This window comes from Amycolatopsis sp. CA-126428, assembly GCF_002904335.1.
Lineage (GTDB): Bacteria > Actinomycetota > Actinomycetes > Mycobacteriales > Pseudonocardiaceae > Amycolatopsis.
The window spans coordinates 1-13,548 of the sequence record NZ_PPHF01000081.1; the positions used below are offsets into that span (position 1 = coordinate 1).

At 71.1% G+C, this 13,548-nt stretch carries 8 protein-coding genes; 3 read left to right on the forward strand and 5 right to left on the reverse strand.

What is annotated here, in order from left to right:
* The coding region (locus C2L58_RS22205) for a DDE-type integrase/transposase/recombinase (protein ID WP_146073643.1) at positions 1-548 on the forward strand (548 nt) is incomplete at its 5' end.
* On the opposite strand, the gene C2L58_RS22210 is transcribed toward C2L58_RS22205, so the two are convergent.
* The 3 genes from C2L58_RS22210 to C2L58_RS22220 form a co-directional block, all read right to left on the reverse strand.
* Positions 545-2,296: a cellulase family glycosylhydrolase gene (locus C2L58_RS22210; RefSeq protein WP_103339605.1), complete on the reverse strand. Its 1,752-nt coding sequence runs from the start codon at positions 2,294-2,296 to the stop codon at positions 545-547. The genes C2L58_RS22205 and C2L58_RS22210 overlap by 4 nt on opposite strands.
* 82 nt (positions 2,297-2,378) lie before the next feature.
* Positions 2,379-3,815 carry an RICIN domain-containing protein gene (locus tag C2L58_RS22215; RefSeq protein ID WP_233225855.1) on the reverse strand — a complete coding sequence of 479 codons (1,437 nt, stop codon included), beginning with the start codon at positions 3,813-3,815 and terminating at the stop codon, positions 2,379-2,381.
* A gap of 21 nt (positions 3,816-3,836) precedes the next feature.
* The gene (locus tag C2L58_RS22220; protein WP_233225856.1) at positions 3,837-5,216 is read right to left on the reverse strand and encodes a glycoside hydrolase family 43 protein; all 1,380 of its coding nucleotides are present in this window, start codon (positions 5,214-5,216) and stop codon (positions 3,837-3,839) included.
* Positions 5,217-5,484: 268 nt separating this feature from the next.
* Here C2L58_RS22220 and C2L58_RS22225 point away from each other — a divergent pair, with 268 nt between their 5' ends.
* Positions 5,485-9,534 carry a family 43 glycosylhydrolase gene (locus C2L58_RS22225; protein WP_103339545.1) on the forward strand — a complete coding sequence of 1,350 codons (4,050 nt, stop codon included), beginning with the start codon at positions 5,485-5,487 and terminating at the stop codon, positions 9,532-9,534.
* A 100-nt stretch (positions 9,535-9,634) separates the two neighbouring features.
* Positions 9,635-10,351, forward strand: a complete 717-nt coding sequence (locus C2L58_RS22230) for a protein kinase domain-containing protein (RefSeq protein WP_103339546.1) — start codon at positions 9,635-9,637, stop codon at positions 10,349-10,351.
* On the opposite strand, the gene C2L58_RS22235 is transcribed toward C2L58_RS22230, so the two are convergent.
* Positions 10,336-11,661, reverse strand: coding sequence for a jacalin-like lectin (locus C2L58_RS22235; protein ID WP_103339547.1), 1,326 nt, complete (start codon positions 11,659-11,661; stop codon positions 10,336-10,338). The two genes, C2L58_RS22230 and C2L58_RS22235, sit on opposite strands and share 16 nt — an antisense overlap.
* Positions 11,658-13,505, reverse strand: a complete 1,848-nt coding sequence (locus tag C2L58_RS51380; RefSeq protein WP_103339548.1) for an autotransporter-associated beta strand repeat-containing protein — start codon at positions 13,503-13,505, stop codon at positions 11,658-11,660. The genes C2L58_RS22235 and C2L58_RS51380 overlap by 4 nt, the downstream gene beginning before the upstream one ends.
* Between the last annotated feature and the right edge of the window lie 43 nt (positions 13,506-13,548).

Below are 13,548 nucleotides of genomic sequence, written 5' to 3' on the forward strand. Positions count from 1 at the left end.
GCGGCGGCTGGCGCTACGTCGGCAAACAGCAAGGCGAGAAGAACCGCTCAGCGACCTCACAGCGCACCGGGACTTGGAGCACCGACCGGCACGCCCGCACCGGCACCGCCTTCGTCCACACCGTCATCGACGACCACACCCGCATCGCCTACGCCGAAATCCACACCGACGAAACCGCCGCCACCGCCACCGCAGTCCTGCGCCGGGCAGTCGCCTGGTTCGCCGACCACGGCGTCACCGTCGAACGCGTGCTCTCGGACAACGGATCGGCCTACCGCTCCCACGCCTGGCGCGACACCTGCGCCGAGCTGGGGATCGTCCCGAAACGGACCCGGCCCTACCGGCCCCAGACAAATGGGAAGATCGAGCGGTTCCACCGGACCCTGGCCGAGGGATGGGCCTACGCCCGCTTCTACCCATCCGAGGCCCTGCGGCGAGCGGCGTTACCGGGCTGGCTGCACCTCTACAATCATCACCGACCCCACAGTTCAACCGGCGGCAAACCACCCATCACCCGGCTGACCAACCTCCCTGGATATCACAGCTAGCGGACCGCCGTGGGTGCCCAGGCGGCGAGTTCCGCCCGGACCGCCGCCAACTGGGCCGCGGTCGGCGCCGAAGCCGGTTCCGCGATCAGCGCGTAGTGCAGGCCCGGGGTCGCCGGCAGGCGCGAGCGGTCGCCCACCCGGCTCACCGACGCCAGGTCCGTGACCACCGTCGGGGTCAGCCCGGCCGGAACGTGCAGTTCGGTCGGCGCTCCCGCGTCCGCACCTTGCCACACGAGGACGCCGTACCGGCCGGTGCCGGTCAGCGCCGCGGTCGCCGGCATTGTCGACGGAATCTGGTTCCACGTCAGCGTCTGGCTGCCGTCACGCGAGCGGTCCTCGTACGTGAACGCCAGCGTGTGCCCGGCGACCGCCGCCGGGTAGAGGCGGTCGAGCAGGCGTGCGTCCTGGCGGAGCTGGACCGTGCCGTCGTCGGCCGTGCGGGCCGAGGAGAAGTCCTCGCCGTTCCAGGCGTCGCCGTCCGTCTTGACCTTGTCCGGGTTGTCGTTCATCAGCTCGTGGTGGCGGCCGCTGTAGATGTCCCACTGCCACTGCGTCGCCGACAGCACCGGGCCCGACTCCGCCGGCTTGCGCCACCAGTTCGCACCGGCCACGCGCGAGTCCAGGGCCTGGTACATCGCCTTGTCCACGGTCGGGGTCTTGTCGGAGGTGTAGCCGGTCATCGGGTGGCCGAACTCGGTGACGATCGCCGTCGTGCCCAGCGCGGCCGCGCGGTCCCGGACCGTGCCGAAGCTCGCGCTGTACTGGCCGTCGCCCGCCTTGCCCGGCATGGACACGCCGGACTGCGCCAGCTGGTCGTAGAAGTGCGTGTTGAACACGTACCGCGGTCCCATCACGCCGGTGTCCTGGAAGCCGCCGGGGTGGAGCTGGAAGGAGATGTTGGCGTTCCAGAACATGTTCGGCTCGACGAACGCGGGCTTGTCCTGCCAGCCGGCGGAATCCATCGCGTCGCGGAACCGCTTGAAGAACGGCCACAGCACGTTCTGCTCCCACGCCTTGCTGTCCTGGCCCTGGTCGTAGCGCCCGGCGAAGGGCTCGTTGTACGGGTCCATGCCCGCGACACCCGCGAACTGGGCGGCGCTCAGGTTCGTACGCAGGTAGGACATCGTCTGGACGGCCATGCCGACGAACTCGTCCTGGACGCCGCGGGCGTTGTGCCAGAAGTCCTTCGTGGCGTCCTGGACCGCGCCGTTCTGGGTGATGTTCTGGCCCCAGTGGGCGCAGATGCCGCAGCTTTCCGCGGGGTAGCCGCCGAGGTCGACGACCCACTTCGGCGCGCCGTCGCCGGTGTACCAGCTGCCGCGGTTGAACAGGTAGCGGGAGAACAGGTCCTGGTGGAAGTCGGGCAGGACGGTGAACCCCTCGTCCAGGAACGCCTTCAGCTGGTCGGTCAGCTTCGCCAGGTACTGCGTGTTCACCGGCCCGCGCACCGGCTGCGTCCCGGCCCACGCGATCGGGAAGCGCACGGCGTTGGCGCCGGCGAGGGCCCGCATCGACTGCGCGGAGCGGCGGGCGTCGGCCGCGTCGGCGAACGGCAGGAAACCGTTTTCTGCCAGCTTCGTCTCCCCCGAGACGTTGAAGCCGCGCAAGACCACTTCGCGGCCGTACTCGTCGACGAAAGCCGAGCCGCGCACGGTCAACCGGTGCTGTGGAACATCTTCGGCGACGGCGGCGGCGACCACCCCGGAGGTCATCGCCACGGCGGTGAGCAAAGCCACGAGCAGGCGCATGATGGCGGCCCCAAACATGAAGGAGTTTCGCAAAAAGCTAGCGAGCCCTCCTCCGGTCGTCAAGGGCCGAACGGAGCCCCGCTCAGGCCGCCCGCCGCTGCCATTGCTGGTTCGTCACGCCGGTGCACGGGTACTGCTTGACGGCGGCGCCGTCGGCCGTCGACGCGGAGACGACGTCCAGGCACTTGCCGCTGTGCCGGGCCACCCACCGGACGTACCCGCCGTCGGCCGCCTGGGCCTGCCACTGCTGGTTCGTGCCGCCGTTGCACGTCCACTGCACCGCCGCGGCCCCGTCCGCCGTCGAGCCGTCCGAGACGTCGAGGCACTTCCCGCTGTGGCGCGCGATCAGGTTGACGTACCCGTTGCCGAGGTCCAGCTCGCTCCACTGCTGGTTCCCGCCACCGTTGCACGAGTACTGCTTCAGCTGCACGCCGTCGTCGCGCGCCGAACTCGGGATGTCCGCGCACTTGCCGCTGTGGCGCGCTACCAGCGACTCGTACGCACTGCCGGTGCCGGCTCCCGCGACCACACCGGTCGCCGCGTCGACGCTCACCTTCGGGTACCAGCTCATGGACATCGTGGTGGCACTGGGGAAACTCAGTGGCAGCCACACGTACCGGGACTCGTTGACCGGACGGTTCCAGGCACCCGCCCAGCGGTCGCCCAGGTAGAGGTAGGAGGTCGCCTGCGAGCCCTGCACGGGCAGCACGTACGCGGTCTGGCTGCCGAAACCGGTGGAGTCCCCGACGTTCGCCAACCCGCTCCACGTGCCCGTGACGCTGGTGGCCGTCGCGTACTTCTGCTGGTTGGGCTGCCAGCCCGTGGCCGCCGAGGTGAGCAGGAAGTAGACGCCGTTGCGCTTGAACATCGCCGGCGCCTCGCGGTACGAGCCGGGCCACAGCGTCCGCACCAGCGCCGCGACGCCGGTGTAGTCGGCGGTGAGCCGGTACACGTTGAGGTCGGCGTTCTCGCGCGCCGCGGACGCCATGTACGCGGTTCCGTCGTCGTCCTTGAACAGCGTGATGTCCCGCGACATGTGGGCACCGAGCGGGCGGAAGCTGCCGCGGTAGGTGTAACCGCCGTCGACCGTCGAGGAGGTGGCCACGGCGGCGCGCGCTTCGGCGTAGTCGTCGCCGTTCTCCTTGTGCATCCACATCACGTACTGCCCGGTCGAGCTGTTGTAGAGCACCTTCGGCCGTTCGATCTTCGCCCGGCCCAGCTCGGCCGCCGACGACTGCGTCAGCACGTCGCCCCGGAACTCCCAGGTCTTCAGGTCGGTCGAGCGGTAGGCCGAGACGGCCCGGAAGGTGTCGTCGGCGTTGCGGTTTTCGCCGAACCAGTAGTAGTACGCGCCCACCTTGAGCATCCCGCCGCCGTGGGCGTGCACCAGGGCGCCGGAGGTGTCGGTGAACTGGCTCCCGTTGGTCACCGTCACCGTCGCGGCGCCCGCACCGGGTGCGCTGAGCAGCACGGAGACGAGCACGAGCGAGGACAAGACCGCGCCACGTCGTCGTAGCATCACGGCTCCTTCTCAAGCGGGTCAGTAGCCGACGCGGAACGTCGCGTCCTGTTTGTCCACAGTGGACGAAGTGCTGCCGAGGGGGTCGATCCGCAGCACGTAGGAGTAGTGCCGGAGGTAGCGGTCCGGATAGTTGTGCGACCGGAACGAAGACCAGCTCGCGTCGGCGAGCCCGGCCGTCTGGTGGAAGGTGGCGTCCGCCTTGAACGACGCCGAGCCGTCGTCGGCCGCCAGGTGCAGTTCGTAGTTGCTGTGCCGCAGGTACCGGCCCGGGTAGTTGACGGATTCGAACGAGACGCCGGTCGCGTCCGCCAGCCCGGGCACCAGCTTCCAGAGCTGGTCCTGGTAGGGGTCGAACGGGTAGGCGTCGATGCGTCCGACGGAGTCGGCGTGCCGGACGTAGCGGTCCGGGAAGTTGTAGGACTTGAGCCGTCGCCACGCCGGGGCGCCCCACTGCGCGACGAGCGCGGACCGCTCCGCGGCCGTGATCGGCGTGATGCCGGGGTGCTTGGAGTTCAGCGGCTGCGTATACGCGCGATCGTTCAGCAGCGTCCAATTGCCGGCGGCCACATCGGTGGTCTCCCAGCAGAAGAACCGGCCGTTGGGGCTCCACGTGTCGCCCCACAGGTACCAGCGGTTCCCCGGCAGCGCGGGCACGATCTGCGGCGCCTCCACCCCCCGCCCGGGTGAAATCCCGGTCTTGTACGTGGTGAAACTGCCGGCGGCGAGGGAGCCGGAGCGCTGGCCGACCAGGGTGCTGTTGGTGTTGTTCTTGACGTACAGGTAGTTGACGCCGCCGATGGTGGCCATCGTTCCGTCGATCGTCGCGTGGCCGGGGTCGAAGAACACCTGCGCCGCGCTGACCGTCGTGAAGTCAGTGGTGTAGTTGACCATGATGACGTCGTGGCCGCCGTACGCCGCCGAGTAGATGATCGCGTACTGGTTGCGCGAGGGGTCCCAGAACGCTTCCGGCGCCCAACTGTGCGTCGCCATCGAGTGCAGCTTGATCCGGCGGTAGCCGGTGAACCCGCGCAGGTCCGCCGAATCCCAGACGTGCACGTACTGGTTCTGCAGCGACCAGTCGGTGCCCTTGAGGTCGGTCGCCAGCACGACGAACCGGCCGTCCTGCTTGCGCAGCACGAACGGGTCGCGCAGCCCGCCGGTGCCCGCCGTCGGCGTCACCACGGGGTTGTTCTGGTTGAGCGGCATCCAGTCGAGGCCGTCCGCGCTGACCGCCAGGTGCAGCCCGTAGTCGGCGCCCGTCATCGACGGCGACTCGGTGAAGTACGCCATGACGTACCCGCCTGAGGCGGCTTGGGCGCGAGCCGTGGCCCTGCTGCCGAGCACGCCGGCGACCGCGGCTGCCGCCGTGCCCGCCATCAGTCCGCGTCGACTGATCATCGTCCACCCACCTCGTCGTCGAGTGCCGGGCACCAAGGGATTGTTAGCGCTAACAAGCCGTCGTAGTGTAGGTGACCCGCGCCACACGGTGTCAAGGGTCCGATCGTCGGAGGTCGGACACCACCAGGCAAAACAGCCGATTGACCGCGCGTGGATCGGGAGCTATGTTAGCGCTCACTTCGCGCCCGGCAGCCGGTTGCGGCTTCGGAAACTCCCCTCGCGTCGTCTTCTTCCCGCGCCGTCGGCGCCCACCTCCTGGAGAGCCGGTATGCCCGTTCGACTCTCGGCGACGACGACGTCGCCGAAGTTCGCCCGGCGGTCCCGCCCGCTGACCGCGATCCTCGCCACCCTCGCCGTCGCCGCGGCGTCCACGACCGCCCTCGCCACGTCCGGCCACGCGGCGACCCTCGACGACGGGCTGGTCGTGCGCTACGACCTCACCGGCGGCTCCGGGACCACCGTGCCGGACGCGTCGGGGCACGGCCGCACCGCCACCGTCAGCGGCGACACGACGTGGCAGGGCGAGGAAGGGCTGCGGCTGGGCGGCACGAACGGGTACGTCCGGCTGCCCGACAACCTCATGCGGGATCTCGCGGACATCACGGTTTCGGTTCAGGTCAACGTCGCGGCCGACCAGGGCACGCCGTATTTCCTGTGGGGCCTCGGCAACACGGCCGGCGGCACCGGGAACGGCTACCTGTTCACCACCGGCGACCAGTTCCGCGCGTCGATCGCCTCCGGGAACTGGTCGACCGAGCAGACCGCGAGCGCGGGCCGCAACCTCGCCCGCGGCAGCTGGCGCACGATCACCTACACCCTCGGCGGCGGGACCGCCGTCCTGTACGAGGACGGGATCGAAGCCGCCCGCCAGACCGGCGTCACGATCACGCCCGGCTCGATCGGCGGCGGCACCACGACCGCCGACTACCTGGGCCGGTCGGTCTACGACGGCGACAAGTACCTCAAGGGGAACGTCCGCGACTTCCGCGTCTACGACCGCGCGGTGACCGCCGACGAAGCCCGCGCCCTCGGCGCGCGCACCGCCGCCGGGCGCGCGACGGCCGACGCGGCCGCCCTCGACCTCGGCGACACCTCCGCCGTCACCGACAACCTCACCCTGCCCAAAACGGCCGCCGGCGGCTCCGCGATCGCCTGGTCGTCGAGCAACCCGGCGGTGGTGTCGGCGACGGGAGTGGTGACGCGGCCCGCGCCCGGCACGGGCAACGCGAAGGTGACCCTGACGGCGGCCGTCTCGTACGCCGGCCAGACCGCGAGCCGCTCCTTCACCGTCACCGTGCTGCCGGACATCACCGACCGGCAGCAGGTCGACAACGCGCTCAAGGACATCGTCATCCCGGATCAGGACGCGATCCGCGGCAACATCACCCTGCCGGTCAAGGGCGCCGGCGACGTCACGCTGACCTGGTGCAGCCAGGACCCCCGGATCGTCACCGCCACCGGCGAGGTGACCCGGCCCGCGGCCGGATCGCGCCCGGCGAAGGCGCGTCTCACGGTTCGCGCGACGAAGGGCCACGCGACCGCGGAACGCTCTTTCACCCTCACCGTCCTGCCGCTGCCCAAGAAGGAAGCGCTCGAGGGCTACATGTTCGCCTACTTCACCGGTGAGGCCACGCAGGACACCGAGCAGATCCACTTCGCGGCCAGCCGCGGGAACGACCCGCTGCACTGGGACGAGCTCAACGGCGGCCGGCCCGTCCTGCGCTCGAACTACGGCGAGACCGGCGTGCGCGACCCGTTCATCGTCCGCAGCCCGGAGGGCGACCGGTTCTACATCGTCGCCACCGACCTGCAGATCAACGACGGCCGCGGCTGGGACCAGGCACAGCGCCACGGCAGCCAGTACCTGGAGATCTGGGAGTCGGCCGACCTGGTGACCTGGTCGAACCAGCGCCACGTCCGGGTCTCCGACGACACGGCCGGCATGACCTGGGCGCCGGAGGCGACCTACGACCCGACGATCGGCGCGTACGTCGTCTACTGGGCCACCAGCCCCTACGCCCCCACGGACGTCGACCACGCCGGCGCGACGTACCCGCGGATGATGTACGCGACCACCCGCGACTTCCGGACGTTCAGCAAGCCCCAGGTGTGGAACGACCCCGGTGCCGGCGTCATCGACTCCACCGTCATCAAGGACGGCGACTACTACTACCGGCTGACCACCGACGGCAAGGTCATCGGCTCCTGCGAACGTGACATCGTGCTCGAGCGGTCGAAGAACCTGCGCGCGGTGGACCTGCCGACGACGAAGCCGCGCAACTGGCAGCTCGTCTCCGACTGCATCCGCACCAAGCTCGGCACCGACTGGGTCGAGGGCCCGACGGTGTTCAAGGCGAACGACAGCAGCAAGATCTACGCCTTCATGGACGAGACGCCCCGGCGCGGCTACGTCCCGTTCGTCACCGACTCCCTCGCCGAGCCGAACTGGACGATCCCGGCCGAGTACCAGCTCCCGAAGAGCCCGCGCCACGGCACGGTGCTCCCGGTGACGAAGGCCGAGCTCGCCCGGCTGCGGCAGGGACCGCCGCCGGCGCCGGCGGACAAGAAGGGTGTGGTCGCCGACTACGACCTCACCGCGGCGGGCCGGGGCGACACCGTCACCGACGTCTCCGGGAACGGCCGGGACGCCAGGATGCACGGCGGCGTCACGCGTTCGGCGGACGGACTTTCGTTCGCGGGCAAGGACGGCTACGTCGCCCTGCCGGACAACCTCATGAGCGGCCTGAGCGGGATCACGGTGTCGGCGCAGGTGTGGGTCGACCCCGGCCAGCAGACGCCGTACTTCCTGTGGAACCTGGGCAACAGCACCGACAACGCCGGCGATGGCTACCTGTTCGCGACCGGCGACACCTACCGGACGGCGATCGCGGCCGGCAACTGGTCGACCGAGCAGAACACCGACAGCAAGCGGGCGCTGTCCCGCGGCGCCTGGCACACCCTGACGTACACGCTGGCGAACGGCACGGCACGCCTCTACGACAACGGCGTCGAAGTGGCCCATGGGGACGGTGTCACGGCGAAACCCGGCGACCTCGGCGCGGGCAGCACGACGTCGAACTACCTCGGGCGCTCGGCCTACGGTGCCGACAAGTACTTCCAGGGCAAGATGCGCCGGTTCACCGTGTGGAACCGCGGCCTGACGGCCCAGGAGGTGCTCGGCGCGCCGGGCAACGAGACGGCCGTCGGCGCGGTGACCCTCGATTCCCTCAAGGTGCCCGCGATCATCGACAACGCGAAAGGCACGATCGTCCTGCCGGTGAAGCCGGGCACGGACGTGCGCCGCCTCGCGCCGGTGCTGCGGGTGGCCGACGGCACGCAGGTGTTCCCCCGCAACGGTTCGCGGCAGGACTTCACCGGCCCGGTGGGCTACTCGGTCGTCGGCGCCGGCTGGCAGCGGCGGACGTGGACGGTCAGCGCGGTGGTGATGAACAGCCCGGTCCTGCCCGGCTTCAACGCGGACCCGAACATCGTCCGCTTCGGCGACACGTACTACACCTACGCCACGACCGACGGCTTCCCCGGCTGGTCGGGCACGACGTTCGACGCGTGGTCGAGCAAGGACCTCGTCACCTGGACGCGGCACCCGAAGATCCTCGACCTCGGCCCGGACGTGTCCTGGGCGGACAGCCGGGCGTGGGCGCCGACCATCACGCGGAAGAACGGCAAGTACTACTTCTACTTCTGCGCGGACGCCAAGATCGGCGTCGCCGTGTCGGACTCCCCCACCGGCCCGTTCACCGACGCGCTGGGCAAGCCGCTGATCGCGGCCAACCCGGCCGGCGGCCAGGCGATCGACCCGGCGGTGTTCACCGACGACGACGGGCAGACCTACCTGTACTGGGGCAACGGCGACGCCTACGTCGTGCCGCTGAACGCCGACCTGACGTCCTACGACCCGGCGAAGATCACCCGCTTGACCGGCCTCGACGGCTTCCGCGAGGGGCTGTTCATGACCAAGCGCGCGGGCACGTACCACCTGACGTGGTCCATCGACGACACGGGCAGCGAGAACTACCGGGTCGGCTACGCGACGGCGACCAGCCCGCTGGGTGCCGGGCTGGTGAACCGGGGCGTGATCCTGGAGAAGGACCCGTCGCTCGGCATCCTCGGCACCGGTCACCACAGCATCGTCCAGGGGCCCGGTACGGACGACTGGTACATCGCTTATCACCGGTTCGCGATCCCGGGTGGTGACGGAACGCATCGGGAAGTGACCATCGACCGGCTGCGGTTCGGTGCGGACGGGACGATCGCGAAGGTGGTCCCGACGCTGGGGAGCGTCCGGCCGCTGAGGTGACCGCCCACCCTGGCGGGGGAAAACGAGTCGATCAAGCGAACCGGATTCGGTTTCCGGCCGTATCCCCCAGTAGAACGGTGGACAACGGAGGGACGGCGACGTGGCGCGCGAAGGGACACTGATCGGTGACCGGTACCGCCTGCTCGGCCCGGCCGGGCCGAGCACGGTGGTCTGGCACGCCCAGGACGAACGGCTGGACCGGATCGTCGCCGTCAAGCCGCTGTTCGACGAGCCGCCCGCGGCGCCCGCCATCCCCGCGCCGCGGGCGGCCATCTGTGACGTCGTCGACGAGGACAGCACCACCTACCTGGTGCTCGAGTACCCGGGGGCGCGGACGCTGACCGAGCTGCTCGACGAGCACGGCACGCTGGCCCCCGCCCTCGTCGCCCGGTTCGGGGCACGGCTGGCCGCGGTGCTGGCGGCCGCGCACGACGAAGGCGTCCTGCACGCCGCCGTCGACCCGGACCACGTCGTCATCTCCGCCGAGGGACACGCCGGGCTCGTGGCCGGGGCGAGCGGCTCGCGCGCCTACCACGCCCCCGAGGTGCTCGACGGGGGCTTCCCCGACTTCCCGGCGGAGGTGTACTCCCTCGGCGCGACCCTCTACGCCGCGCTGCAGGGACGGCCCGGCGCCGAGCACACGCCGGCGCACCACCCGGTCGCCGAGGCCGTGCTCCGGCTGTTGCACCCCAACCCGGCGGCCCGGCCCACGATGGCCGAGGCCGAAGACCTGTTCACCAGCTCCTTGCCCCGCCGTCCGGGCTCGCGGGACGACGGGGCGAGGCGGACGCTCGCGGGCGACTACCGCTGCGTGTAGACGAAGCCCACCTTGTCGACCTCGTCGCCGGTGCGGCCGTGGAAGCCGGCGATCTGCCAGCCGTCCGGGGCCGTGCGGGTGACGCAATCGCCGGTCGTCGAGCCGCCGGCGAGGACGTGGCCGAGGTTGGTGGTGAACCGGGCCGAGAAGATCCGGGTCGTGTCGCTGTACTTGCCCTGGCACAGGGTCGCCGTCGTGACGTACTCGCCGGTGCCGAGCGTGAGCGACGCCGCCGTCCCGCCCGTGCCGCCGTGGGTCAGGCTGGTGCCGTTCTCCAGGGTCACCCCGAGCTGGTCGACGCGGGAGCCGCTGCGCAGCGAGAGCGTCCGCACCCGGGCGCCCGCGGGCACCGTGGCGACGTCGGTGAAGTAGTCGCCGTGCGGGCCGCCGTACTGCTCCGACAGCCGCAGCGCCGGGTTGCGCGTCCAGGTGAACCGGACGGTGATCGGGTCGTGGTCGGACAGCATCCGGCCCTGGTCGTCGAGGAACTTCGCGTGCTCGTTGTTGTAGAAGGTCGCGTCGAGCGACACGAGCTTGCTGCTGCGGTAGAGCACCTTGTCGACGATCTCGCAGTCGTTGGTGACCACCGGTTCGCACAGCAGCGCCGGGCTGCCGGGCGCGGGGGCGACCCCGCCGCGCACGAGCTTCACCCACGCGTCGGTGAGGCCGTTGTCCGCCCCGAACTGCGCGATCGTGTCGGCCGCGCGGGTGTAGCGCGTGTTGGTGTCACCCATGACGACCACCGCGTTGCCCGCCGAGTGCGTCCGGATGAACGCGGTCAGCTGCGCCAGGTTCGAGGCGCGCGAGGCCTCGTCACCGTCGTTCGTCCCGGCGTTGGTGTGCGCGTTGTAGAAGTCGACGTACACGCCCTCGGCCAGCCGCACCCGCATGAAGGTGAAGCCCTTCGGGGTCAGGCAGTCCCCGGAGTCGAGCTGGCAGGACGTCCAGCGGACGCGCTCGAAGTCGTCGGCGTCGTACGGGAGCGATGACAGCGTGTTCAGCCCGCTGCCGATCCCCGCGCCGCCGCTGGTGGGCGTGCGGTACGGGTGGTTGTCGGCGGCGTAGAGCTTGGCGTGGTAGTTGAAGTCCTCTTCGACGTGCACGATGTCGTAGGGAGCGATCCGCTGCCCGATCGCCGTCGTCGCGGGGTCACGCGGCGTCGGTGCGCTCGAGATGCTCTCGGGCAGGCCGGCGACGTTGTAGCTCAGGACCGAGAAGCTGCCGCTGCCGTCGGCGGCGTGCGCGGCCGCCGGACTGACCACAGTGGACACAGTGACGGCGAGTGCCAACGCGGCGATGCGTTTTCTCACGAGAACTCCCGCAGGATTCGGACGGACAAACCGGTGGGGGTGTAACGGGGAACCACCCGGTAGCCTGGGCGGTCGGCTCGGATGGCGGAGAACCGGCCGCGCAGCCGCCGGGCGCACAGCACGTCGACCTCGTGCCACGGGCAGGAGCCGTCGATCCGGAGCTCCAGGACGCCGCGCTCCAGCGTGGCCTCGCCGCGCACGAGCAGCGCCGGGCCCGCGGTGACGGACAGCGTGCCGCCGGTCTGGTGGTAGCCGCCGACGCGGAGGCCGGACGCGCGCAGGGCACCACCGGCGAGTTCGACGTCGCCGGTGCCCAGCGCGCCCGGCGTGGCCGCGACAAGCGTGCCCGCCTCGACGCGGGTGCCGCCGCGGTAGCTGTTGGCCCCGGCGAGGGTCAGCGTGCCGGTGCCCGCCTTGACGAGCCCGCCGGCACCGCCGATGTCGTTGCGCCAGCTGTCATCGGCGCCGAACCCGCCGCGCGTGGCGTCCATCGTGACGCGGACGCCGGCGTCGAAGGAGCCGTAGCCGTCGGCCGCGGCGAAGAGGTTCAGCCGTCCCCAGAGCTCGGGCCCGTCGAGCAGCGGGTGCCCGGCCGGGAACGCCGTCGTGCGCAGGACTTCCCGCCGCTGCGCCGCGTCGAGGTACGGCAGCCGCGTCTCGAGGAGCACCTCGGCGCCCTTCGGCACCCGCATCGCGGCGCGCGTGGGCCGGTCCGGCAGCCCGTAGGTCGCCCGGCGCGCGACCATCGCGGCGTTCGCGCGGCGGTCGCCGTATTCGTCGGCGCCGGTGTGCGCCCGGGCGAACAGCGTGTCCGCGGTCGTGCCGGTCTTCGCGGTGAAGTACTCCAGCGCCTGCTCGCGCGCCGCCGCCTTGAGCGCCGCGTTCTCCGGGTCGGCCAGCGTCGCCGCGGTGAGCGCGGTGGCCAGGGTCCGGCCGCCGATCACGTCGACCGGCGAGTGCATCCCGGCGACGATCCGCGTGTCGGCCAGGTCGTAGGCCCGCGCCACCAGCTCCTGGAACCGCTCCGGGACCGCGTAGGCCAGGGCGAGGCAGGCCAGGTGGAACGCGTTGGTGTGGCCGCTGGGGTAGCCGCCGTCTTCGGCCGGGGTCGTGCTGCGCTGCCGCAGCAGCTGCGGCGCGACGACGACGTCGGACCGGTAGACCGGGAACCCGAGCGTGTCGGTCCGGCCGGTGTCTTCGACCCGGCTGTCCGCGGTCAGCCGCCACGGCCGCGGGTACTGGTAGGCGGCCTTGCTCGGGTTGCCCGAGGCGAAGGTCCCGCGGACGGTGTCCACGAGCGTGGCCACCAGGCCGAGCTCCGAGTCGTGCGCACCGGCGCCGAGCGCCGAGCCCGCCGGGGCGGTCGCCGGGACAGCGTCGTCGATCTTGGCCGGCGGCGTGCCGTCGGGCGCGGAGGTGATGCTCGTGACGGCCTTGGCGCCACTGCGGTAGAGGTCGGCCAGGGGGCCGAGGCCGCCGATGGCGGCGTAGGACTGGTGCTGGCGGTCGTAGACGAAGGCGCGCTTGGCTTCGGCGTCGGTCCGGTGGCGGGTGACGGCGACGCAGTGCCGGACGTTCGCGCGCAGCACGTCCGCGTCGAGCACGACGCCACTGTCCCAAGTGGACCCGGTGCGCCAGAGCCGCTGCATCCCGCTCAGGATCCGGACCGCGGCGTTGGTCTCCGGGGTGTGGTTCGCCGGGACGTTCGTGCGGTAGGTGTCGACGAAGGCCGTCGTCTCCTCCGCCCACGCGGGCACGCCCAGCACGGTGGGCACGGCGGCGACGGCGGGGACGAGCGCGGACCAGCGCAGGAAGGTCCGCCGGTCCAAGGGCGCGAGGCTCAACTGGTTCTCCTGGGAAGGGCCCGCGCAGCCGGAAAAGCGCGCG

What these genes read in the sequence shown, in the direction of transcription:
- C2L58_RS22225 (WP_103339545.1), top strand. Translation starts at nt 5,485, where the DNA reads ATGCCCGTTCGACTCTCGGCGACGACGACGTCGCCGAAGTTCGCCCGG.
- C2L58_RS22220 (WP_233225856.1), bottom strand. Translation starts at nt 5,216, where the DNA reads ATGATCAGTCGACGCGGACTGATGGCGGGCACGGCGGCAGCCGCGGTC.
- C2L58_RS22215 (WP_233225855.1), bottom strand. Translation starts at nt 3,815, where the DNA reads ATGCTACGACGACGTGGCGCGGTCTTGTCCTCGCTCGTGCTCGTCTCC.
- C2L58_RS22210 (WP_103339605.1), bottom strand. Translation starts at nt 2,296, where the DNA reads ATGCGCCTGCTCGTGGCTTTGCTCACCGCCGTGGCGATGACCTCCGGG.